Origin of the sequence: Bacillus cereus (assembly GCF_007678085.1) — a bacterium.
In the GTDB taxonomy this organism is placed as follows: Bacteria; Bacillota; Bacilli; order Bacillales; family Bacillaceae_G; genus Bacillus_A; species Bacillus_A cereus_BE.
Window position 1 is genome coordinate 159330 of the sequence record NZ_VEDW01000006.1, and the last position, 24660, is coordinate 183989.

Sequence of the window (24660 nt, forward strand, 5' to 3'; positions counted from 1 at the left end):
CCAATGCAAAATTGGCAGCCTTTTTCTGTATGGATAATAGAAGGACGGTAGAAAAAAAGGTATAATCAAGTTGTGAAAAATTTCATTTATGCTTGAATAGCGTGAAACAAATAAAAAGTTAAAGAGCATAACAATGGAATTTTCAGCTCATAACGTTTTGGTAGCGTTCACAATTGAGGGGGAAGTAACAATGGAAAAGCTTCAAGAAAGCATGTATCAACTAATTGTTGAAACGTCAACGAACTTACCGAAAGATGTTCGTCGTGCGATTCAACAAGCGAAAGAACGAGAAAATGCAGGGACTCGTTCTGCGATGGCACTTGGCACAATTACGAATAATATTAAAATGGCTGATGATAACATTTCACCAATTTGCCAAGATACAGGGATGCCAACGTTTAAAATTTATACACCAGTTGGTGTGAATCAATTAAAGTTGAAGGAAGCTATCTATCATGCGCTTGAGCGGGCGACAAAAGATGGTAAACTTCGTCCCAATTCTGTTGATTCTCTTTTTGGAGACAATAGTGGAAATAATTTAGGACCAGGTACGCCGGTTATTAAGTTTGAACAATGGGAAAAAGATTATATTGATGCACGTTTAATTCTAAAGGGCGGCGGCTGTGAGAATAAAAATATTCAGTATAGCTTACCGTGTGAATTAGAAGGACTTGGACGAGCTGGTCGTGATTTAGAAGGGATTCGTAAATGCCTTCTTCATGCAGTATATCAAGCACAAGGTCAAGGATGTAGTGCAGGTGTAATTGGTGTTGGTATCGGGGGAGACCGCACATCAGGTTACGAATTAGCAAAAAATCAATTATTCCGTACATTAGATGATGTCAATCCAATCCCAGAGTTACAAAAACTTGAAGAGTACGTATTAGAAAATGCGAATAAGCTTGGCATTGGTACGATGGGATTTGGCGGAGAAACAACTTTACTTGGGTGTAAAATTGGCGTCTATAACCGTCTGCCAGCTAGCTTCTACGTATCTGTTGCATATAATTGCTGGGCATATCGCCGCCTTGGCGTAACAATCCATCCTGAAACAGGTGAAATTATGGATTGGCTATATCAAGAAGGTGACGATACACTTCAGCAAGAAGCACAAGAAAAAACAGAGCAACGTGAGATTGTATTACAAGCTCCAATTACAGAAGAGCAAATCCGTGAACTTCGCGTTGGTGATGTTGTAACAATTAATGGCATGATGTATACAGGTCGTGACGCAATCCATAAGCATTTAATGGACAATGATTGTCCGGTAGATTTAAATGGACAAGTTATTTATCACTGTGGTCCAGTTGTCGTGAAAGATGAAAATGATAATTGGCAAATTAAAGCGGCAGGTCCAACGACAAGTATTCGTGAAGAACCGTACCAAGGCGATATTATGAAGAAATTTGGTATTCGTGCTGTCATTGGAAAAGGCGGTATGGGTGCGAAAACATTAGCGGCTTTAGAAGAACACGGTGGTGTATATTTAAATGCAATTGGTGGCGCAGCACAATATTATGCTGAATGTATTAAAGAAGTAAAAGATGTTGATTTCTTACAATTTGGTATTCCAGAGGCAATGTGGCATTTACGTATCGAAGGATTTAAAGCAGTTGTAACGATGGATTCTCATGGTAATAGCTTACATGCAGATGTTGATAAAACATCACTCGAAAAATTAGCTAGCTTTAAAGAGCCAGTATTTAAGTAAACAAAAATGCATCTCGAATCATTCGGGATGCATTTTTTGGCATATATAGAAAAACATGTTCAGCATGAAAGAATGTGTAGCAACAGAAACTACAAGTACGATTATATATGGAAAGGAGACTATTTATGAAATATAAATGGTTATATATCGGTCTCATTTTTTCAATTATGATGGCACTTGTTCCAGTTTCAACATTAGCTTATACAAATACTCCACATAACTGGGGAATCCCGCGCCCTAAAAATGAAACAGTACCAGATGCAGGAAAGTTATATACAGATTTACTACAAAAAAATGGTGGGTTTTATTTAGGGGATACAAAGAAAAAAGATATTTATTTAACATTCGATAATGGGTACGAGAATGGATACACAGGGAAAATCTTAGATGTATTAAAAGAGAAAAAAGTACCGGCAACTTTCTTTGTAACGGGTCATTATATTAAAACACAAAAAGATTTGTTATTAAGAATGAAGGATGAAGGACATATTATTGGAAACCATTCGTGGAGTCATCCTGATTTTACAACGGTAAATGATGAGAAACTTCGTGAAGAATTAACGAGTGTGACGGAAGAAATTAAAAAAGTAACTGGGCAAAAAGAAGTAAAATATGTACGTCCGCCGCGAGGCGTGTTTAGTGAAAGAACATTAGCTCTTACGAAAGAAATGGGCTATTATAATGTATTTTGGTCACTTGCATTTTTGGATTGGAAAGTGGATGAACAAAGAGGATGGCAATATGCACATAATAATGTTATGACGATGATTCATCCAGGATCTATTTTATTACTTCATGCAATCTCGAAAGATAATGCAGAAGCACTTGCGAAAATCATTGATGATTTGCGCGAGAAAGGGTATCATTTTAAAAGTCTAGATGACTTAGTAAAAAGCAATCAACCGTAAGCATGTATGCTTGCGGTTTTCTCATGCTATAATGATGTTTAAAAAGGATGGGGAAACGTATGTGGAGCGAACATGTTACGTTAGAGTATCCGTATCATTTTGAAGAGGTATTAAAACGGTTATCTTTTGATCCTCTTAACGTTATTCAATTAGATGAGAAAGTTATTTATGTCCCGCTTTGTATAGACGAGGAACAGATTGTTGTTCGCTTACAAGGGATTGGCACTGTTCAAAATCCACAGTTTTGGATTTCTAGTCAAACAGGAGATCCGGAGAAAGTCATGAAACGAATGAGAGCCATTTTTCATTGGAATGAACCGTTTCAAGATATACAAAATCATTTTTTAAACACATCATTACGTCCACTATTTGAAACATATGCGTATACTCCAATTATTTTAGAATTTGATTATTTCGCTTGTCTTCTTCGCTGTATCATTCATCAACAAATAAATTTGAAATTTGCTACTGTGTTAACAGAACAATTTGTAAAACGATATGGAACAGAGAAGAATGGTGTATTCTTTTTCCCCACTCCGGAAATAGTGGCAAATATTTCAATAGAGGAATTGAGAGGGCAGAAGTTTAGTCAACGAAAGGCTGAATATATAGTAGGATTAGGTCAAAGTATTGTCAGCGGTACATTAGACTTAGCGAGTATAGAAACCAGAGCGGAAGAAGAGGTTTCGGCACAATTGTTACCAATTAGGGGGATTGGTGCATGGACAGTGCAAAACTTTTTAATGTTTGGGCTTGGACGGAAAAATATGTTTCCGAAAACTGACATTGGGATTCAGCGTGCGGTGCAAGGGATATTTCGATTAGAGGATAAACCTGATGATGTATTTTTAGAAAAAGTGAAACAAGAGTGTGAACCATACTGCAGTTATGCAGCGTTATATTTATGGAAAAGTATAGAGTAGAGGTGTAATAATGATACAAAAGCAACATGAGAGTAAGTTGGAAGTTGGTCAAACGTTTCCTGTGACAATTAAACGTCTTGGGATTAACGGAGAAGGCGTTGGTTATTTTAAGAGACAAGTTGTTTTCATTCCAGGGGCATTACCAGGAGAAGAAGTTGTTGCAGAAACAACGAAAATTCAGCGTGGCTTCGCTGAAGCGAAAGTGAAAAAAGTTCGTAAGGCTTCACCACATCGTGTGAAAGCACCATGTCCGGTATATGAAGAGTGTGGCGGTTGTCAGCTGCAACATTTAGATTATAAAGAACAATTAAATCAAAAGCGTGATATCGTTGTACAAGCATTTGAGAAGTATATGAACAACAGCTTGGAAGAGAAAATCCGTCCAACGCTTGGTATGGAAAATCCATGGCATTATCGTAATAAGAGTCAATTACAAGTGGGACGTAAAGACGAAAAGGTTATTACAGGGTTGTATAAGCAAAACTCACATCAGTTAATTGATATTGCTCATTGTATGATTCAACATAAAGCAACGAATGAAGCGACAAAAGTTGTAAGACGTATTTTAGAAAAATTAAATGTTTCTATTTATAATGAGAAAAAACAAAAAGGTTTAGTACGCACAATTGTGACACGTACTGCAGTTCAAACAGGGGAAGTACAAGTTACACTTATTACGACAAAAGAAGAGTTGCCAAATAAGGAGCAGTTTATCGCAGAAGTACAAAAACAGATGCCAGCTGTTAAATCAATTATGCAAAACGTGAATTGGCGTAAAACATCTGTTATTTTCGGTGATAAAACATTTAAATTAGCTGGAAAAGAAGTAATTCAAGAAACACTTGGTGATTTATCATTTGAATTATCAGCACGTGCATTCTTCCAGTTGAATCCAGAACAAACTGTTGTTTTATATAATGAAGCGAAAAAAGCAGCGGCTTTAACAGGCGATGAGAAGATTGTAGATGCGTATTGTGGCGTTGGTACAATCGGTCTTTGGCTTGCAAATGATGCAGCGGAAGTACGTGGTATGGATGTAATTCCAGAAGCAATTGCAGACGCAAGAAAAAATGCGAAGCGTCACGGATTTACTAATACGAAATATGAAGCAGGTAAAGCTGAACAATGGTTACCGAAATGGGTAAAAGAAGGATGGCGTCCAGATGTAATTGTGGTCGATCCACCTCGTACAGGTTGCGATGATAAATTACTGGAAACAATTTTAAAAGTGAAACCGAAACAAGTTGTTTACGTATCTTGTAACCCTTCTTCATTAGCACGTGATGTACAAGCATTAATGAAGAGCTATGAAGTGGAATATGTACAACCAGTTGATATGTTCCCACATACAGCTCATGTAGAAAATGTAGTGAAGCTTGTTAGAAAGTAAAGTTTATTCATATTCCCTCACGGTATGAGGGAATATTTTCTATGAAGGAGAGTAAAATGAATAATTATAAATTAACGATTCAGTACGATGGTGCACGTTTTAAAGGGTGGCAACGTCTCGGTAATAACGATAATACGATCCAAGGGAAAATCGAAAGTGTTATCTCTGAAATGGTTGGAAAAGAAATTGAAATTATCGGTTGTAGTAGAACAGACGCTGGTGTACATGCTTTGAATCAAGTTGCTAACTTTCAAATTGATGAGAAGTTAGTGGAACATAAAGTGAAAAAATATTTAAATCAATATTTACCAAATGATATTAGCATTACGAATGTAGAAGAAGTTCAAGATCGCTTCCATGCTCGTTACAACTCTAAAGCAAAAACATATCTTTATAAGATTTGGAATGAAGAGCATACAAATCCATTTATGCGTAAATACAGCATGCATGTGAATAAAAAACTAAATGTGAAAAGCATGAAAGAAGCTGCGAAACATTTAGTTGGTTCGCATGACTTTACTGCTTTTTCAAATGCGAAATCAAAGAAAAAGTCTATGGTTCGAGAAGTATATACACTTGAAGTGATGGAAGAGGCAGGATTCGTACAAATTAGAGTAAGTGGTAACGGATTCCTTCATAACATGGTACGAAAAATTGTTGGAGCATTAATTGAAGTTGGATTAGGACAATTAGATGCAGAAGCAATTCCGCACATTTTAGAGGCAAAACAACGCAATCAAATTAATTGCCTTGCTGAGGCGAGTGGTTTGTATTTGGAGAATGTTGAGTTTTAATAATCAGTAAAAAATCGAGCTGTGTAGGCTCGATTTTTTTATGTTTAGGCGTTAAGTAGATTTTTCTTTCTTCATACGTATCTTCAAATTCCAAAAAGTAGCAAGCATAATAGCTGCAAAGGAGCCGCTAATTGTTGCTAGTAGCTTTGCATAAGGGAAGCTGCTCATATCCATGAGTAACATCATACATACAAGGGTAGGGAAGAAGGCTAAGTATTGTAATAACTTTAATTTGTTATCATTACTCATATATATCGTTCCTTTCTAGTATGTTATATGTTCATTATAACATATTTTACCAATTCGTATTTGCACTTGGAAGCAGATTTATCCTGCATTAACAGGAAATAAAAGTCCAGTTGGTGAGGATGGACAAAGCCCTGCAGATTAAAGTTTCACTTCATTTCATATGTGTAAATGCAATTTTTTAATTCGATATTGTAAGTTTTGCCTACTTAGTCCCAAAAACTTTGCAGCTTGTGAGATATTACCGTGATACTCTTTCAGAATTTGATCGATGTAGTTCTTTTCCATTGCCTCTATTGTGTGCTTTAACGTTTTAGGTGCATCAGTATCGTTATTAGTTAGGGAAGGTTGCAGATTGAATTCTTTTTTTATTCGTTCGCGAAAGCGGGTGGGAAGATGAAACGCTGTAATGATATTTTCGTCTTCAACTAAATTCATTGAACCTTCAATGATATGTTCCAATTCTCGTACGTTTCCAGGCCAATCATATGCATACAAGAATTCTTTTACATGTACATCTAGATCCGTTACGCCAAGTCCAAATTGAATGTTGTACTTTTCGATAAAGTGCTGAACAAGAGATGGAATATCTTCTTTTCGTTCGCGTAAAGGAGGGAGACATAAAGTAACGACGCTTAATCGGTAATATAAGTCTTCCCGTAACCGATTGTGTGTAATAGCTTCAAGAGGATCCTCATTAATAGTTGCTATAATACGAACATCAATTTCTTTTTCTTGTGTGCCCCCGATTCTTCGTATTGTTTTTTCTTGTATAGCTCGTAGTAACTTCGCTTGAAGTGCTGGACTTAATGAATTGATCTCATCTAATAATAAAGTACCTCCGTTTGCTTCTTCAAATAAACCAGCTTTATCGATGGCTCCTGTAAATGCACCTCGGTTCGTACCAAATAATAGGCTTTCCATGAGTGTATCAGGTATAGCGGCACAGTTTTGTGAAATAAATGGTTTTGTTGAACGCTGACTTTCATTATGGATGCTTTGTGCAAATAGTTCTTTACCGGTCCCTGTTTCTCCTACGAGAAGTATGGATGAGGATGTACGAATGACTCTCTTCGCTTCTGTAATGACGGATTGAATAGCACTAGAATCACCGATTATGTGATCAAAGGTAAACTTATTATTTGGTTTTCGAGAAAGGTTTGTTTTCATTGTTTGTTTGGAATGGCTAATCTCTGTTGAAATTTCAATAGCGCCTTTAATTTTTCCGTTTTCTATTATAGGGAAAGTGTTGTTAATCGTCGTAATTTCTTGCCCTTTATTGTTAAAATACGTTTGTTTTATATTTTTGTTTGTTTTTCCTAATTTTAATGCCTCTATAAGAGTACTATTTTTATTTTCTTCAAATGCGAATACTTCTAAAGGACTTTTATATAGCACATCTGAGCGTTCCATTGATTCAATTTCCATCATTTTGCGGTTGTAGATAATCGTTTTACTTTCCTCATTAATAATATGAATCCCGATATCGAGCTCATTGAGTAAAGTTTCATATAGCATATTCATTTCAATGATCTGTTTAAAATTAATTTCTTCTGTACGCATAGATTATCTTCTCCTCATTTTACCCTATGAAGACTGACTTTTTATAATTTTATTAAAATTCTTATAAAACCGCAAAATTTTTTTGCTATTTTTCTTTTAAAACTTCTTAAATGTTAGAAAAATTTTGCGGTTGTGAAGATTTTTTTGGGAGAAACCTTCATTTTAAATAGGAATTGGAGATTGGTACGCATTTTGCATAAATAATAGTTGAAATCTCTAAAGGAGGGATATGCAACGTTTCAGTAGCAATTAATAAGAAGGAGGAGTTTATAAAGTGAAGACGGTCATAGAAGGCGTGTATAGTCCTTGTTACGGGAAAGTAGAGAAGTTATTTGTTGCGGAAAGTTCTTACGTATACGAGTGGGAGAAATTAGCGCTAATTGAAACAATAGATAAACAGAAAGTAGAAATTAAGGTAGGAATCAGTGGGTATATCGAATCATTAGAAGTAGTAGAAGGACAAGCTATCGCTGATAAAAAGTTATTAATAACAGTGAGGGATGATCTTTTAATAACAGGTAGTGATTAATACTATGTATTTTGCTCTTTTTAATAATTATTCTTATTATGAACATTTTTAAAAACGCTTACATGAAATGGGGGGATTTATATGATGGATCAAAACCAAGGGTTAAAAAGAGAATTGAAAAGTAGGCACATATTTATGATTGCACTTGGAGGAGTTATTGGTACCGGTCTTTTTTTAGGATCTGGGTATACAATTCATGAAGCTGGGCCTGGAGGAGCAATTGTAGCGTATCTTGTTGGAGGATTTGTTATGTATTTAACGATGCTCTGTCTCGGGGAGTTAGCTGTTGCGATGCCTGACGCAGGATCTTATCAAACGTATGCTACAAAGCACATTTCCCCTGCAGCGGGTTATGTAGTCGGATGGATGTCGTGGCTAAACTGGTCTGCTACGATAGGTATTGAACTGATTGCAGTTAGTATTTTAATGAAACGATGGTTTCCTGATGTACCGTCATGGATTTGGTGTGTAGTGTTTGCGGTGCTTCTCTTTGCTATCAATGCGTTATCTTCAAGAAGTTTTGCAGAAGTTGAATTTTGGTTTGCAAGTATTAAGGTAATTACAATCATTGCATTTATTATTTTGGGCGGGGCAGCAATGTTTGGTTTTCTAGATATGAAAGGAAATGAACCAGCACCGATGTTCTCTAGCTTTACTGATTATGGTGGATTGTTTCCAAATGGATTATCAGCTATTTTAATTACGATGATTGCAGTTAATTTTTCCTTCCAAGGAACGGAACTAGTTGGTATTGCAGCTGGAGAGAGTGAAAATCCAGAGAAAACGATCCCAAAGGCAATTAATAATACAGTTTGGCGTATACTTGTGTTCTTTGTATTATCTATTTTTATTCTTGCGGGACTATTCCCGTGGCAGCAAGCGGGAGTAATAGAAAGTCCATTCGTAGTTGTATTTGATAAAATTGGTATTCCTTATGCAGCCGATATTATAAATTTCGTTATTATTACAGCGGTTCTATCCGTTGCGAATTCAGGATTATATGCAACTTCTCGTATGCTATGGTCTATGTCTAATCAAGGAATGATTAGTCCAATTTTCGGTAAGTTATCTAAAAATGGTGTTCCTATTTATGCATTGATTGTAAGTACGATTGTAGGTTGCCTTTCATTACTATCAGGTATTTATGCGGAAGATACAGTTTATTTATGGCTACTTTCTATTGCCGGGTTCGGGGCGATCTTAGTTTGGGCATCTATTGCTCTATCTAACTTATTAGCTAGAAGGTCATACATTAAGCAGGGCGGGGATGTGAAGGACTTGAAATTTAAAACACCGCTGTATCCATTCGTACCACTGCTTGCATTAGTATTAAATTTGACAGTAATTGTTGGTATGGCCTTTATTCCAGAGCAAAGAATGGCATTGTATTGTGGTATTCCATTTATGATTGTTTGTTTGCTGTTTTACCGTGCGACAAGAAATAAGGCGCGTAAGATAGAACATGTTGAAAAAGCAAATAAAACAGAAGCAGAAAGTTTATAAATATATTAGAAACTTATGCTAAAAAAGAGACTGTAAAATTGTAAACAGTCTCTTTTTTTGTGACAATAAAGCTGGAAACATACTACGTATGTAAAGGGGAATTAGTGATGAATCAAGAAGTTTCACAGCTATTAGAACAGATTGATTTACGAAAAAATGAGTTACTAGAGCTTACAAAGACTTTAATTCGTTTTGAAACACCAGCACCACCGGCGAGAAACACAAATGAGGCGCAAGAATTTGTTGCAGATTTTCTAAGAAAACGAAATTTTAGTGTTGATAAATGGGACGTATATCCGAATGACCCGAACGTTATTGGGGTGAGAAAAGGGATAGAAAGTGACACACATAAAAGTCTTATTATTAATGGACATATGGATGTAGCTGAAGTGTCAGCAGATGAGGCGTGGGAGACTAATCCGTTTGAGCCGTTTATAAAAGAAGGTTGGTTAGTTGGGCGTGGTGCGGCAGATATGAAAGGTGGACTGGCTGGAGCGCTATTTGCTATTCAGCTTTTACAAGAAGCTGGCATTGAATTACCTGGAGATTTAATCTTTCAATCTGTAATTGGGGAAGAAGTTGGAGAAGCAGGTACACTTCAATGTTGCAAAAGAGGTTATGATGCTGATTTTGCAGTCGTAGTGGATACGAGTGATTTACATATGCAAGGACAGGGCGGCGTAATTACTGGCTGGATTACTGTAAAAAGCCCCCAGACGTTTCATGATGCAACACGCAGGCAAATGATTCATGCTGGAGGACGTTTGTTCGGAGCGAGTGCGATTGAAAAAATGATGAAAATTGTGCAAAGTTTACAAGAATTAGAGCGTCATTGGGCAGTTATGAAAACATATGAAGGCTATCCATCTGGAACAACAACAATTAACCCAGCTGTTATTGAAGGCGGACGGCATGCAGCGTTTATTGCGGATGAGTGCCGGTTATGGATAACAGTGCACTTCTATCCGAATGAAACACATGAACAAATAATAAAAGAAATTGAAGAATATATTGGGAAAGTAGCGGCTGCTGATCCATGGTTAAGTGAAAATCCACCACAATTTAAATGGGGCGGAGAATCAATGATTGTGGATCGTGGCGAAATTTTCCCTTCTTTGGAAGTGGATAGTGAACATGCAGCAGTAAAAACTCTTAGCTCAGTACACGAATCAATTCTATTCAAAAATGCAATTTTAGATATGTCTGCAACGGTAACGGATGGTGGTTGGTTTAGTGAATTTCATATCCCAGCTGTTATTTACGGACCTGGTACATTAGAAGAAGCTCATTCAATAAATGAGAAAGTTGAAGTAGAACAGTTAATTGAATTTACAAAAGTAATAACAGCATTTATATATGAATGGTGTCATAAGAAAAAATAGATTAGTATGTTGAAATCATACAGGTATGTATACTTGTACGATTTTTTAGTGAACTATTTCAGAGTTGAACAGAAACAACTGAAATAGTTCTTTGTTTTTCTATGTCTTTCGTTTTAGTTCGATTAATTTCTCTTTCGCTAATTCAACAGCAATTGCATCATCTAAATAGCCAATTGGAAAGAGATAATCGGGGATAATGTCTGTTGATAAAATGAAATACAATAATGCGCCTCCGAGAACCGCACGTTCCTCGTTTGAAATAGTCTCATTGCAAAATTGTTGATACATATCTGTTAATTGTTCAATAAAAGGGCCAGCGCTATCAATTTGTTCTAATTTACTCGCGAAACTTTCATGAATACGTTTTTCACCTTCTGTTGTCTGAGCATAGCGTTCATAGTTTTCAAGTTCTTGTTTTACGCGCGTTGTTGTGTAGTCGAAATCGAATAAGTTAGAGGATTGCAGCGTTTGCTGAATTGTATCAAGAGATGTGTACATATCAGTCTTTTCTTTATTAATGTGAGGAGAATCAGGATACATTTCATCAAATAACAATTGGGGTGGAACTTGCAAACATTCTGCAAATTTTTGTAGATGTTTTTGTTTTGGCGGTTGTTTACCATTCATAATTCTTGAGATTGTTGCGGGATCAATATTTGTATGCATTCCTAATTGGCGCATGGATAAGGCACGCTCTTTTAAAAGTTTTTTTATTAATGTACTAAGCCGCTCATTTGGATTTTCTTTAGGCATAGTGAAGGCACTCCTTTTTTATTGTTGAAAAAATGTTGAGCATTTATTACATGTATATGAAACAGACAGGCACAGTTGCTCAACATTTTCATAATATGCATTGAAAAGTGAGAAAAGGGGTGGCTGTTTATGAGTACGGCAGGTCTATTTTCAATTTTTTTAATCGGGATTGCTTCTAATTTAGATAATGCAGGTGTTGGGATTGCATATGGCATTCGTAAAATTCGAATTTCGTGGGTTAACAATTTTATCATCGCATTTTTTGGATTTTTATTTACTTTATTAGCTGGCTTTTTTGGGAACTGGATAGCGTTATTTATTTCAGAGTTTACTGCAAACCTAATTGGAGCAATCGTTTTAGGTATAATCGGTGTGTTTATTTTGTGCCAGCCTTTCTTGGGGCAAAGAAATACTGTAGGTTCTAAAGATGGTAATGTACTTATAGGCATTTTACGTGATCCAGAAAAAGCAGATTTTGATGGTTCTAAAACAATTAGTTTTTCAGAAGCAATTGTTTTAGGGATTGCGTTGTCTATTAATAATATTGCGGGTGGATTTGATGCTGGGGTAACGAACTTGAATCTGTGGCTTACAGCAACTATTTCTGGGGTGTTTAGTTTTATTTGTATTAGTGGTTTTGCGTATGTAGGAAAACGATTTTTAGCAGAATACTTAGGGAAATGGGCTACTGTTATTGCGGGCGTGCTATTAATTCTTATTGGAATTGATCAGCTGTTGTAAGGAGAACAGAAAACAATGTTCGAGTATTTCCTTGGAAATACGGCAAAGGATTGCATATATCGACGTACTTTTCTCCATACTAATACGGATTTCTTTTAAAGAAAGGGGGATCCGTATGGGACGAGGAAAAGCATTTGATCATAAGAAAAAAGGGCATGACCATCAACCGCCTAAAGGTGCATTCGTTCATAAAGATGTAAATGAACATACTTTAGAAGAGGAAGAGCTACCAGTAAATATTGAGACGTATAAAAATAGTTTAAAAAAACATTAAAAGCACCTACATAGGTGCTTTTTTAACGTATATCTTCAATTAATTGTTCTGATTCTTCATGCATACTGTACTCACTCAAAACTTGAATGCAAAGCCACTTTAATTCTTCGATAGTATGTTCAAGTTCTTCAGGAAGTACATGATGAATGTCTTCAAGTCCCATTCCGAAATGAATAAGTTCAAGTACTTGATCATCGATGTTCCGGTCCATTAATAGTTCAAGTACTTCTAAATTGAATATGTATCGGTGAGCTTCATCGAGTGAAACTACTTTTAACTTCAGGCTTTCTACAATACTCAATATAAATAGAAGAATTGTTTTTTCAAGAACAGGCTGTTTTTCCATTTGAAATATTAGTTTCATCTTTCACACCTCCACATATAGCGCTAGGTTGTACTATACTATTCAGGAGGGGGGAGCAAATATGCATGATATAGAGAAACTTTCAGTACGGTTTTTGTAAGGGGATTTGAAGCTGATAAAGTTGAGGTTTTTATGGAATAAAAAAATCCTGCTAGTATAGCAGGATAACTCTGAATTAAAAAATGCTCCAACCTTCTTGAGCAGAAAGAAGTTCAAGAATTTTAAAACCAGCGATACTATTTCCGTTTGCATCTAAGGCCGGTCCGAAAATACCAATTCCCATTTCTCCTTTTACGCAGCCGAAAATGCCACCAGCTACACCACTTTTTGCTGGGATACCAACGCGAATCGCAAATTCACCAGACTCGTTATACATACCGCATGTAACCATAAATGTTTTACAGATTTTTGTAATATGTTTAGGGATAATTTGTTTTTTCTTATATGGATCATAGCCATCCATCGCAAAAATTAAGCCGATACGTGCTAAATCGATACAGTTTACTTCAACTGCACATTGACGAGTGTATAAATCCATAAGTTCTTCAATATCACAATCGATAATTCCGTTTTGTTTCATATAGTAACAAAGTGAACGGTTTAAGTAAGCTGTCTCTAATTCTGAATTGGCAACTTTAGAAGAATAGTTAATAGTAGGATTATCTGTTATTTCACGTACAAAATGAAGGATGCGCTCCATTTTTTCTTCATTATCGTTTCCTGCTAACATGCTTGTAATAGCTAGTGCTCCTGCATTAATCATTGGATTAAGTGGTTTAGAAGGACTTGTCGTTTCTAACTTAATAATAGAATTAAATGGATCACCAGTTGGCTCCATTCCAACTTTAGAAAATACATATTCTTCACCACGATCTAAAAGGGCAAGTGCAAGTGTAATTACTTTTGAAATACTTTGAAGAGTAAATAGTGTTTGTGAGTTGCCAGCATGGATGTATTCTGTTTCTTTATGGAAAATGGCAATCCCTAAATCATCTGGATTTGCATTTCCTAGTTCGGGGATATAAGTAGCAAGATTTCCTTTTTTCGTATATGGTTTTACTTGTTCTAACAACTGTTGTAAGTTGTTTGTTTCAATGCACTGCATAGTACCAACGCTCCTATTTCGAATTAACTAAGTTTACTTTTCCCGATATGCTCGGAAATAAATAATAACATGAAAAAGTGGAATGATAAAACGAAAGTTACATGTCTATAGTAGGTATTTCGTTTCCGTATCCTATATCAAAAAAGGAGAATTTTCCTTTTATATAACAGTTTGGAAATAGGAGATTTATCCATAAAAAATTCGAAAATAAAAACTACACATCTATACAACTATATGTTATTATGGTTATGTAAATAGAAAGCGTTTTCTAAGGCGTACTTATAATGATAACGATTTCATAAATTTGATAGGGGGAATTAAAATGTTGCAGTTTCTACAACGTATTGGTAAAGCGTTAATGCTTCCAATCGCCGTACTACCAGCAGCAGGATTATTGCTTCGTTTAGGACAAGAAGATGTATTTAACATTCCTGTTATGGCACAGGCCGGTGCAGCAATTTTTGATAATTTAGCACTTATTTTTGCAATTGGTGTTGCAATCGGTTTGTCTATTGACGGCAGTGGAGCAGCTGGACTTGCCGGAGCGATCGGATATCTTGTTTTACAAAATACAACAAATGCTCTAAGTAAGACATATTCAGCAGCAGAGTTAAATGATAAATTAAAAAGTGTTCAAGATTTAGTTGGTTCAGTAGATCCAACTAAATTAGCAGATACAATGACAAAAGTTTCAAAAGCAGCGGCATTAACGCCGAAAATTAATATGGCCATACTCGGTGGTATTATTGCAGGGGTTGTTGCGGGATTACTATACAACAAATTCCATAAGATTAAACTACCAGAATGGTTAGGATTCTTTGCAGGAAAACGTTTCGTACCAATCATTACTTCAATCGTAATGCTTCTTTTAGGATTAGTATTCGGTCAAATTTGGCCAACAATTCAAAGTGGTATTGATGCAGTAGCACATGGTATCGTGAACTTAGATTCAATTGGTGCTGGTTTATTCGGATTATTAAACCGTTTATTAATTCCAATCGGTTTACACCATGTAATGAACACATACTTCTGGTTCGTACTTGGTGACTTTACAAATGCAGCTGGCGATATCGTTCATGGTGATATTGCACGCTTCTTTGCAAAAGATCCATCAGCAGGTATGTTTATGACTGGTTTCTTCCCAATCATGATGTTCGGTTTACCAGCAGCATGTTTCGCAATGATTGCAGCTGCTAAACCAGAAAAACGTAAAATGGTTACAGGTATGTTAGGTGGTCTAGCATTAACTTCATTCTTAACTGGTATTACAGAACCAATTGAATTCTCATTCATGTTCTTATCACCAGTATTATATGGAATTCATGCTGTATTAACAGGTCTGTCTCTATTTATTACAACAACACTTGGCATTCACGATGGTTTCTCATTTAGTGCCGGGGCAATCGATTACTTCTTAAACTTCGGTATTGCAACAAAACCATTGTTACTAGCAGGAATCGGTTTAATTTACGCAGCAATTTACTTTGTAGTATTCTACTTCTTAATTAAGAAGTTCGACCTAAAAACTCCTGGTCGTGAAGACGAGGAGGAACTAGCTGAAGGTGAAGAAGCTCCAGTTGCAGGTTCAATTGGTGAAACTTACGTAGCAGCTTTAGGTGGAAAAGAAAACTTAACAGTTATTGATAACTGTGCAACACGTTTACGCTTACAAGTAAAAGATGCTGGTCAAGTAAACGAAGCAGCATTAAAACGTGCGGGTGCAAAAGGTGTTATGAAATTAAGTAATACGAGTGTCCAAGTTATCGTAGGTACAAATGTTGAATCTGTTGCCGATGATATGAAAAAACACGTATAAATAATGAGATAAGAGGATATCCGAAAAGATTGATGACATCAATTTTTTAGAGGATATCCTCTTTTTTTGTTAACAATTTAACGGGAATCTTACTTTTGTAAATTTTCTTTTTCTTTTTTATGCATATAGGTTGGTAATATGTGCAGTGCGTGATAAAGTAGGGATGACGTCGAACGGAATGTCAAAAATCTATGAAAAAGATCCGGAATGAATCTTGTGTAGTGGAATTAAATTATCGGTAAATAAGGGGAAAAAAGCAATCATGGATCAGGAAAAAAATAATGCGAATGGGAAAGCACATCGGCCGATTGTATACATAAAAAGAACAATTATTCTCGTCTTACTATTTTCAGTTGTATATTTCATGTATACAAAAATTGTTGCGCATAATAAGAAAGAAGAAACTTTAAAAGCAGCAGCAGAAATGAAGAAACAAGAAGAGCTAAAAAAGAAAGAAGAAAAACAGAAGCAAGAAGCACAAAAACAAAAAGAGCAGGAAGAACAAGTGGAGCAAGTACAAGCTGTGGAGAAGCCTGCTGAGGGACCACCTCAAGAAATTAATGAAAACGCTCAATTAGATCAATATTTACAAAACGCAGGATTTAGCGGGACAGCTGTTATTGTGAAGAACGGAAAAGTTCTTTTGAATAAAGGATACGGTATGGCGAACAAAGAGAAACAAGTACCGAATAATTCAGAGACAACTTTTTATATTGGCTCTATTTCAAAGGCGTTTGTAGCGACTACTATTATGCAATTAAAAGATCAAAATAAATTAAACGTAGAGGATACCATTGCAAAGTATATTCCAGATTTCCCTCAAGGTAATGGTATTCAGTTAAAACATTTACTAACACATACATCAGGGATTCCAGAGTATGAACAGGGAACAGAGGATATTTCTCATGAGGAATTAATAAAACGAATAGGAAAACAAAAGCGTGTTGGGAGTCCGGGAGAGAAATGGAAATATTCCGATTCGAACTATTCGATACTTGCCTACATCGCTGAGAAGGTAAGTGGACAACCGTTAGAAGAATATATTAAACAACATATTTTTGCTACTGCGGGTATGAAACATTCTGGTTTCGGTAAAGCGTTAGAGCAAACAAGATTCCCATCGACAGGTTATAAAATAGTAAATAACAATATGACAACACCTAATATTCCGAGCATGTCACAACTATATGGTTGTGGTGATATATATACAAGTGCGCATGATTTATATTTATTTAATGAAGCACTCTTCTCTGGAAAGTTAATTTCAAAAGAGAGCTATGATCAAATGTTTACAGGCGGAAAAAAAGATTACGGATTTGGATGGTACGTAGACCCGGGAAGTTATTCGAATCACGGTGTAATGCCAGGATGGAATTGCTTAAATGGATTTAGTAAAAACGGAAGTGTGTATGTCGTTTTATTATCTAATATCCAAAACAATATTAAATCGTTTGGTAAAGTGAATAACGACATTTATACGATGTTGCGAAATGTTGAAGTGTAAGAGACTATCCTTTTGGATAGTCTTTTTTTATTGAGGAAGTGGATGTGCAATGAGATAATGAAAAAAATGGAAAAAGGGGGAGGGATATGAGTATACATAAGCATCACGCACGTAATGCGAAACGAATTTTTTTGGTATCTATCATTGTATGGGTTATCGTTGCAATTGCATTATTGATGGAATATAAAAAAGGAACACTATTCACTTCGGGGAAAGAAAATCTGAAATTAATAGGTGTTGTACTACTGGCATTTGGATTATTAATATATAGCTTTATGGAAAAACGAAGATCAAAAATGCTTAAACAAGAAAATTATAATATAGAGACTTCTGAATTATTTGAGCAACAAAAATTTGTTGTTCGCAAAGAGGTAGGAGTGTTTCAAGTAATAACGTACTTTGGATTAGATGGTAGTGCAGTAGGGTTTTTAAAAGAAGAGTATGATTTTGTTATGCAACGTGTATGGCAAGCTGTACTTTCTTTTTTTGTTAAGGGACTACATAAGCAACAATTTTATTTATGTAATCACTCGGGAGAAAGATTGTTGCGTGTTCAAAAGAAGATGGGAGTACGCAACTTCTATATTTTTTCCGATGTAGAGGGAAAGAAAATTGGAGAATTGAAACAAGTACTAAGTTTAACAAAGTGGGAATGGATCTTTTTAGGAGTGGATGGTAAAGAATTTGGTAAAGTGACTGGGGACCTTTCAGCAACAATGCAGAAAATAGATTGGCGAGATGGAACAAATATAGATGTGAAAGAAGATGGTATTCCGTTAGAAGCTGTTAAGTATTTCTCAGCAAGCGGTGGTTCTCTTGTTACAGTTTCTATAAGTGAACAGGCAGAATTACCACCAGCGGTTTATTATAGCGTAGCTGCCATTGTTACAATTAAAAATTAAAATATATAAAGATAGATGGAATACCATCTATCTTTTTTTATGTGCTTAGAAAAGATTGTTTCTTTGAAAAATGTATGCCTTACCTATCACAAAAAAAGCCTGCTTTGTATACATTAAGATGTATGGATGTATTTTTAGAATTTAAAAATAATAGGAGGAGAAATATATGTGTCTGTTCGGTAAGTATTGGAAAAAGTTATCGAGATTGTTTAATAGGCAATTAGATTATTTTTTAGACAATAAGTTATTGCCCGCTGTGGAAAGACTTTTATTTTCACAAAACTTCGCGAGATTTATTCAAAGAAATTCTAAGCAAGCTACGGAAGAAGTTATTGAATCAAGTAGATTTCAATCTATTATTTGTAACATTTTAAAAGAATGTAATACATCACCTTTTAAAGAAATTGCAGAGCAGTATTTGGGTAAAAACGTAGAAATTACTGTGACAGTTGGACAGTTAACGGGTGTGATTGTAGCAGTTGGGGATGATTTTTTAACACTGCAAGAAGGAATAGGAACAGAAGTGTTATTACCATTTACAAGTATTATATCAATTAAAGAAGCGTAAGAAAGGAGAGTTATATATGTTATTTACTGATGAACTACGTAACCATGTTGGTGAACTAGTGCAAGTTGTGACAGCTGTAGAAATCATTGCAGGTGTTCTTTTATCTGTGACGGATGGGGCAGTAATTGTTCGTACTTCTCCTTCTTATGGACCACCAGAAGATGTAGTTGTACGTATTCCTATTATTGCTTATGTTCGCTTGGAAGGGTAAGAGTGATACAAGTATGAGAGTGTCAGTTGTGATTCCAGTGCATAATGAAGCAAGTACTTTATCAAAAGTTTTAGTAGAAGTAAGGAAGTTGGAACCATATGAAATTATCATAGTAGATAATGGATCGACAGATGGTACGAAAGAAATAGCATTACAGCATAATTGCCGTGTGATTTATTATAGATCTTCTCTTGGTAATGATGTGGGACGGGCAATTGGTGCTAGAGAAGCAAAAGGAGAAATTGTTTTATTTTTAGATGGCGATATCGTCATGAAAAGTGAAGAATTATACAATTTTATTAAAGGAATACAGCAAGGACATGAGATTGTTTTAAATAATTTAACATGGTCCGTTTATTTGAAGATGAGACCGCATTATACGACGGTTGGAAAATATATGTTAAACCGTTATTTGAACAAGAAAGAGTTTGTTGTAGGATCTTTAATTGCGATACCACATGCGATAAGTCGTGAAGTAATTGAAAAACTAGGGTGGTGGAATTTAGCGGATCCAGCACTATTTCAAGCGATGGCGATGTCTAGAGGAGTAGATATTTCTGATATGGCTTCAGTTGATGTCATTTACACAAATAAAGTTCGTCCTGTGCATACGGGTACATCACCTGGCTCTCCTTATCCGAAAGCGACTAGTCGTATTATGGGTGATCATTTGCGAGCTTTACAATACGTAATCGAAACATACGGTAAACGCGGTGGTTTTTTAGAGGGTAATAAGGATAGGGAATTTGTAGGAAAGTATAAACCAGTTTTATTACAAAGGAAAAAAGCGAAATATAGTGCCATTATCCCGATATCAGGAGAGAAAACAACTATAAGGTCTGTTATACAAGAAGTGAAAGCAGCAGGTGTAGATGAAATTATTGCTGTTGCACATGGAGCACATATTGAAACTGTTAAACAAGCAAAGCTAGAGAATGTTATTGTTGTTGAATTTGGAGAATTGCTTGGACATAATGTAGCACGGGTGATAGGCGCCATGCATGCTACGGCAGATATTTGCTTATTTGTGGATGGTGATTTTGCTATTCCAGCAAAAAATTTAATTCCATTTTTGCGCGCTATTGAAGATGGAAGTGATGTGGCATTAAATGATTTACAGTGTTTATTAGATATGTTTCATCCAGCAGATCCAATTAGCATGGGAAAATATTTTGTGAATGTGATAGCGAAGCGACCAGATTTATGGAATAACTCATTAACAGCAGTACCATACGCTATGCATAAAAAAGTAATAGAGAAAATTGGTTATGATTCTCTTGTGATTCCTCCATTAGCTCAGATGAAAGCTATTTTAGAAGGATTCTCTATTATAGCAGTAGACTTAGTAGATGTTATAAAAACAAATCGAGTACGTCCTGAGCAACACGAATTTATAAATGGGCGTATTTCAGCATTTGATCGTATTTTCGGTGATCAAATTGAGGCGATTGCGTATTTATTACAAAGTACGGACGAACGCGGTGGTTTTACAGATGGAGATAGAGATAGGGATATCATTCAACAATTGAGAAGGGAAGAAGAGAATACAAATGAATAGTAGTAAAGTAGCTATTATTGGGTTAGGGTATGTTGGCCTTCCTTTAGCAGTCCATTTTGCAGAGAGAGGGCATACAGTACTTGGGTTAGATAAAGATACTAGAAAAATAGAATCAATTATAAAAGGAGAAAGTTATATTCCAGATGTTTCTTCTAAATTGTTACAAAGTTTATTGACTAAAAAAAAATTAATAGTAAATACACCGGATCAAGGTATTGCTGATTTTCAAAATAGTGATTATGTTATTGTCACTGTTCCAACTCCAATTAATGAAAAAAGAGAACCAGACTTAAGTGCCCTCATTTCAGCTTCGCATTATATACAACAACACCTTCAAAAAGGACAAACCTTCATTTTCGAAAGCTCCACATATCCAGGTACACTCGAGGAAGTTATCATTCCTATTATTTCTCAAACAGGTAAAAAGGTAGGAGAAGATTTCTATATCGGATATTCCCCTGAGAGAATTGATCCGGCTAATAGTCACTATTCCGTTCAAACAATTCCAAAAGTTATTAGTGGACAAACAGAAAAGTGTAAACAAAAAGTACAGGAGTTGTATAGCACTACATTTGATGTAGTTGTTCCAGTTAGTTCTCCGAAAGTAGCGGAAATGTGTAAGTTATTTGAAAATATTCAGCGTCTAGTCAATATTTCATTAGTAAATGAGTTAAACACACTATGTGAAAGTTTAGGAATTGATTTTTATGAGGCGCTTGAAGCAGCATCTACAAAACCGTTTGGATTTACCCCATATTGGCCAGGGCCAGGGATAGGGGGACACTGCATTCCAGTAGATCCTTTATATTTCCAATGGAGAATAAAAAGGAATGGGGAAATTAGTCAATTAATTGAAGCTGCACATGTGATTAATGAAGAAATGCCAGAGAAAATAGTCCGGAAAGTAAAAGGTGTGGTGCAATCACCTGCAACGGTTTTAATTGTAGGGATTGCATATAAGAAAGACGTAAATGACTTAAGAGAATCACCGGCTTTACCAATTATTGAATTGTTAATAAAAGAAGGATATGAAATTGAATATCATGATCCATATATTTCTTCTGCAAAATTTGAAGATAAGGTGTACCAATCTGTTTCTTTAGATGAACAAGTCGTTAAACAAGCGGGTTGTATTTTAATTTTAACTGATCACTCTAATATCGATTGGAAGCTTTTTAAAGGTATGAAGCGAGTAATAGATACACGTGGAATTATAAAGAAGGTGAGTGTATGAGTAAGAAATGTTTAATTACAGGTGGAGCAGGATTTATTGGTTCACATTTAGCTGAAGAGCTGGTGAAAAGAGGGTATGGGGTTACGATCGTTGATAACTTCTATAAAGGGAAAAATAAATATCATGATGAGTTAATGAAAGAAATTCGGGTTATTCCAATAAGCGTTTTAGATAAAAATTCTATTTATGAATTAGTAAATCAACATGATGTAGTGTTTCATTTAGCAGCAATTTTAGGTGTGAAAACGACAATGGAAAAGAGTATAGAGCTCATTGAAACGAATTTTGATGGAACGAGAAACATTTTACAAGCAGCGCTAAATGGAAAGAAGAAAGTAGTCTTTGCGTCTACTTCAGAAGTATATGGTAAGGCAAAACCACCCTTTTCTGAAGAGGGGGATCGATTATACGGGGCAACTTCTAAAATACGTTGGAGTTATGCAGTGTGTAAAACATTAGAAGAGACATTATGTTTAGGATACGCTTTAGAAGGTTTACCTGTAACGATTGTGCGTTATTTTAATATTTATGGTCCAAGAGCGAAAGATGGCCCATATGCAGGGGTAATCCCGCGTTTTATCAGTGCGGCCCTGCAAGGAGAAGACATTCTCGTATATGGAGATGGAAAGCAGACACGTTGCTTTACGTATGTAAGTGATGCGGTAGAGGCAACGATTCGAGCAATGGATGAGAAGGCAAATGGTGAGATTATTAATATAGGTTCTGAGAATGAAAAGAGTATAAAAGAAGTAGCAGAAGTAATTAAAAAACTAACGAAATCTTCTTCAAAGATTGTTCAAGTTTCTTTCGAAGAGGTATATCCACATGGCTTTGAAGAAATTCCAAATAGAAGACCAGATGTAACGAAATTAAAAGAACTTGTTCAATTTCAGGCGAAAGTAACGTGGGAAAACGGATTAAAAGAAACAATTAATTGGTTTCGTGAAGAAAACAATGGCTAAGTCGTTATCAGTTATTATTCCTGTATGTAATGAAATCGATACGATTTCAGACGTTATTCAATCGGCAAAAGGATTAAATCCAGTAGAGATTATTGTAGTAGCGAACGGTTGTAATGATGGTACAGAAGAGGTTGCTGATCGTTTAGGGTGTAAAGTAATTAAGTATACAGAGTTACTAGGGAACGATGTTGGCCGTGCGGTTGGCGCAAAACATGCGATAGGTGATGTATTACTATTTATAGATGGAGATTTTGCTATTCAAACTTCAAAATTACAATTATTCCTGAATCCCATTTTACATGATCAGGCCGACATCGTTTTAAATAATTTGGATGCGTTATTTTTAAAGAAACAAAAACCGCATTCTGTGGCAGTATGGCGCCAAATATTAAATGCAATGTTAGAGCGTGAAGAGTTAAAAGTTGATTCTTTATTATCTGTACCTCATGCGTTGACGAAAGAAGTTGCTCAAAGTATTGGATATGAAGGCTTTGTTAATCCTATTGTCGCTCATTTACGTTTAGTTCAAAGTAAATGGAGAATTAGTCGTCATTGTGCAATTGACGTTATTACGCCAAATAAATTTCGGCCGACCGAGCATGCTGCGTATGGCACGGGTCTTTCGCAATCTGAAAAACGGATGATAGGTGATCATATAGAAGCTGTAGCGGAGCGAATAGTAGGTAGCGATGAGCGCGGAGGGTATTATGATGGCAATAGGAAAAGAGATAGTGTGTATCATACTTTAGATTTCGAAGATCTTTATCAAGGATGGGGCGTCACATCTAAATTGTATAAAGGAAAGCAATTATCGGTCATTATTCCTGTACAAGATGAAGAAAAAACAATTGGAAATGTTATAGATGAACTTCGAAAAATTGAACCTTTTGAAATTATCGTTGTTGTAAATGGTTCTTCTGATCAAACAGCAACGATTGCAAAAGAAAAGGGAGCAATAACAATTGTATATAAAGAAGCACTTGGAAACGATGTAGGGCGTTCACTTGGAACTTACTTTGCTAAAGGGGATATTGTGCTGTTTATAGACGGCGACTTTGTTATTCCGGCAAGGGAGTTATATCCTTTCGCAAAAGCTATTGCAGATGGAATGGATGTCGCCTTAAATGATCTAAATCATTATTTAGATTTAAGAGTACCACTTCATCTTGTAACTGCATTTAAATATGCATTAAATTTAGCTTGTGATAGAAAAGATCTAGGAGTAGGCTCTCTTATTGCTGTACCGAATGCGTTCAGTCGTAAGTGCTTGAAAGAAATTGGTTATAGATCTTTACTCTCACCTTGTGTAGCACAAGTGAAAGCGATTCTGTCGGGATTCGAGATTGCATGTGTAAGTCGTGTAGAGGTCGATAAGATGAACCGTATTCGTCCCAGTGAACATTTTGCAAAAATAGGTCATCCTCCAGCTGTTTTGCGAATTATAGGTGATCATATAGAAGGATTAGAGCAATTAATTGCATTAGAAGGCAATCGTGGTGGATTCTATGATGGGGATAGAAAAAGAGATGTTTTAGAGTAGTAACAAAAAAAGTGTACAACATATGTACACTTTTTGTTCTGTTATAAAAACTATAACAGATTAGGAGATAAGAGTATTACAGCTCTACAATGGGTATTGTTCTTATATTACAAAATAGGACTCGTATATAAGGATACCAAAAAAATACAATTAAGGGAAGGGTTAATTATAAAGACTTT

24 protein-coding genes are annotated in these 24660 nt (G+C 35.7%); 19 read left to right on the forward strand and 5 right to left on the reverse strand.

Annotation, left to right across the window (positions count from 1 at the left end):
- Window positions 1-190: 190 nt before the first annotated feature.
- The 5 genes from fumA to truA all read left to right on the forward strand — a co-directional run bounded on the left by fumA (window position 191) and on the right by truA (window position 5726).
- Window positions 191-1711 carry a class I fumarate hydratase gene (gene fumA / locus FS742_RS24100; protein ID WP_186327213.1) on the forward strand — a complete coding sequence of 507 codons (1521 nt, stop codon included), beginning with the start codon at window positions 191-193 and terminating at the stop codon, window positions 1709-1711.
- Window positions 1712-1836: 125 nt separating this feature from the next.
- A complete protein-coding gene (pdaA, locus tag FS742_RS24105; RefSeq protein ID WP_144615595.1) occupies window positions 1837-2619 on the forward strand; it encodes a delta-lactam-biosynthetic de-N-acetylase in 783 nt (260 codons plus the stop codon).
- A gap of 59 nt (window positions 2620-2678) precedes the next feature.
- Window positions 2679-3542 carry a DNA-3-methyladenine glycosylase family protein gene (locus tag FS742_RS24110; RefSeq protein ID WP_144615596.1) on the forward strand — a complete coding sequence of 288 codons (864 nt, stop codon included), beginning with the start codon at window positions 2679-2681 and terminating at the stop codon, window positions 3540-3542.
- Between the two features lie 10 nt (window positions 3543-3552).
- Window positions 3553-4932, forward strand: a complete 1380-nt coding sequence (rlmD, locus tag FS742_RS24115; RefSeq protein WP_063221666.1) for a 23S rRNA (uracil(1939)-C(5))-methyltransferase RlmD — start codon at window positions 3553-3555, stop codon at window positions 4930-4932.
- Between the two features lie 56 nt (window positions 4933-4988).
- A complete protein-coding gene (gene truA / locus FS742_RS24120; protein WP_086402986.1) occupies window positions 4989-5726 on the forward strand; it encodes a tRNA pseudouridine(38-40) synthase TruA in 738 nt (245 codons plus the stop codon).
- A 51-nt stretch (window positions 5727-5777) separates the two neighbouring features.
- On the opposite strand, the gene FS742_RS24125 is transcribed toward truA, so the two are convergent.
- Both FS742_RS24125 and FS742_RS24130 read right to left on the reverse strand, forming a co-directional pair.
- Window positions 5778-5975: a hypothetical protein gene (locus FS742_RS24125; protein ID WP_144615598.1), complete on the reverse strand. Its 198-nt coding sequence runs from the start codon at window positions 5973-5975 to the stop codon at window positions 5778-5780.
- 156 nt (window positions 5976-6131) lie between these two features.
- A complete protein-coding gene (locus FS742_RS24130) occupies window positions 6132-7535 on the reverse strand; it encodes a sigma-54 interaction domain-containing protein (protein ID WP_144615599.1) in 1404 nt (467 codons plus the stop codon).
- 274 nt (window positions 7536-7809) lie between these two features.
- Between FS742_RS24130 and FS742_RS24135 the strand changes: the two genes are divergently transcribed.
- From FS742_RS24135 to FS742_RS24145, 3 genes are all read left to right on the forward strand, one after another.
- Entirely contained in the window at window positions 7810-8064 is a 255-nt protein-coding gene (locus tag FS742_RS24135) for a biotin/lipoyl-containing protein (protein WP_000859483.1), read from the forward strand.
- A gap of 81 nt (window positions 8065-8145) precedes the next feature.
- Window positions 8146-9567, forward strand: coding sequence for an amino acid permease (locus FS742_RS24140; protein WP_144615601.1), 1422 nt, complete (start codon window positions 8146-8148; stop codon window positions 9565-9567).
- 107 nt (window positions 9568-9674) lie between these two features.
- On the forward strand, window positions 9675-10949 hold the full coding sequence (locus tag FS742_RS24145) for an acetylornithine deacetylase (protein WP_144615603.1): 1275 nt from the start codon (window positions 9675-9677) through the stop codon (window positions 10947-10949).
- 99 nt (window positions 10950-11048) lie between these two features.
- On the opposite strand, the gene FS742_RS24150 is transcribed toward FS742_RS24145, so the two are convergent.
- Window positions 11049-11702: a DUF1232 domain-containing protein gene (locus FS742_RS24150; protein ID WP_088022750.1), complete on the reverse strand. Its 654-nt coding sequence runs from the start codon at window positions 11700-11702 to the stop codon at window positions 11049-11051.
- Between the two features lie 129 nt (window positions 11703-11831).
- Here FS742_RS24150 and FS742_RS24155 point away from each other — a divergent pair, with 129 nt between their 5' ends.
- Both FS742_RS24155 and FS742_RS27730 read left to right on the forward strand, forming a co-directional pair.
- Entirely contained in the window at window positions 11832-12443 is a 612-nt protein-coding gene (locus FS742_RS24155) for a manganese efflux pump (RefSeq protein WP_144615605.1), read from the forward strand.
- 115 nt (window positions 12444-12558) lie between these two features.
- Window positions 12559-12717 carry a hypothetical protein gene (locus FS742_RS27730; RefSeq protein WP_166703518.1) on the forward strand — a complete coding sequence of 53 codons (159 nt, stop codon included), beginning with the start codon at window positions 12559-12561 and terminating at the stop codon, window positions 12715-12717.
- A gap of 22 nt (window positions 12718-12739) precedes the next feature.
- On the opposite strand, the gene FS742_RS24160 is transcribed toward FS742_RS27730, so the two are convergent.
- Together FS742_RS24160 and glsA are read right to left on the reverse strand one after the other, a co-directional pair.
- On the reverse strand, window positions 12740-13081 hold the full coding sequence (locus tag FS742_RS24160; RefSeq protein WP_000766602.1) for a DUF3969 family protein: 342 nt from the start codon (window positions 13079-13081) through the stop codon (window positions 12740-12742).
- Window positions 13082-13256: 175 nt separating this feature from the next.
- Window positions 13257-14186, reverse strand: coding sequence for a glutaminase A (gene glsA, locus FS742_RS24165; RefSeq protein ID WP_144615606.1), 930 nt, complete (start codon window positions 14184-14186; stop codon window positions 13257-13259).
- Between the two features lie 322 nt (window positions 14187-14508).
- Here glsA and nagE point away from each other — a divergent pair, with 322 nt between their 5' ends.
- The 9 genes from nagE to FS742_RS24215 all read left to right on the forward strand — a co-directional run bounded on the left by nagE (window position 14509) and on the right by FS742_RS24215 (window position 24481).
- Window positions 14509-16002, forward strand: coding sequence for an N-acetylglucosamine-specific PTS transporter subunit IIBC (gene nagE / locus FS742_RS24175; RefSeq protein WP_144615608.1), 1494 nt, complete (start codon window positions 14509-14511; stop codon window positions 16000-16002).
- Window positions 16003-16264: 262 nt separating this feature from the next.
- Window positions 16265-17506: a serine hydrolase domain-containing protein gene (locus tag FS742_RS24180; protein WP_144615609.1), complete on the forward strand. Its 1242-nt coding sequence runs from the start codon at window positions 16265-16267 to the stop codon at window positions 17504-17506.
- An 86-nt stretch (window positions 17507-17592) separates the two neighbouring features.
- Window positions 17593-18408 (forward strand): sugar ABC transporter ATP-binding protein, encoded by an 816-nt coding sequence (locus FS742_RS24185; protein ID WP_144615611.1) that lies wholly within the window; start codon window positions 17593-17595, stop codon window positions 18406-18408.
- Between the two features lie 166 nt (window positions 18409-18574).
- Entirely contained in the window at window positions 18575-18976 is a 402-nt protein-coding gene (locus tag FS742_RS24190; protein WP_046953685.1) for an LSm family protein, read from the forward strand.
- Between the two features lie 16 nt (window positions 18977-18992).
- Window positions 18993-19187 carry an LSm family protein gene (locus FS742_RS24195; RefSeq protein ID WP_000899469.1) on the forward strand — a complete coding sequence of 65 codons (195 nt, stop codon included), beginning with the start codon at window positions 18993-18995 and terminating at the stop codon, window positions 19185-19187.
- Window positions 19188-19200: 13 nt separating this feature from the next.
- Entirely contained in the window at window positions 19201-20745 is a 1545-nt protein-coding gene (locus FS742_RS24200; RefSeq protein ID WP_144615612.1) for a glycosyltransferase family 2 protein, read from the forward strand.
- Window positions 20738-21979 carry a nucleotide sugar dehydrogenase gene (locus tag FS742_RS24205; protein WP_144615614.1) on the forward strand — a complete coding sequence of 414 codons (1242 nt, stop codon included), beginning with the start codon at window positions 20738-20740 and terminating at the stop codon, window positions 21977-21979. Before FS742_RS24200 ends, FS742_RS24205 begins: the two co-directional genes overlap by 8 nt.
- Window positions 21976-22941, forward strand: coding sequence for an NAD-dependent epimerase/dehydratase family protein (locus FS742_RS24210; protein WP_144615616.1), 966 nt, complete (start codon window positions 21976-21978; stop codon window positions 22939-22941). Before FS742_RS24205 ends, FS742_RS24210 begins: the two co-directional genes overlap by 4 nt.
- The gene (locus tag FS742_RS24215) at window positions 22934-24481 is read left to right on the forward strand and encodes a glycosyltransferase family 2 protein (RefSeq protein ID WP_144615618.1); all 1548 of its coding nucleotides are present in this window, start codon (window positions 22934-22936) and stop codon (window positions 24479-24481) included. Before FS742_RS24210 ends, FS742_RS24215 begins: the two co-directional genes overlap by 8 nt.
- Window positions 24482-24660: the final 179 nt, after the last annotated feature.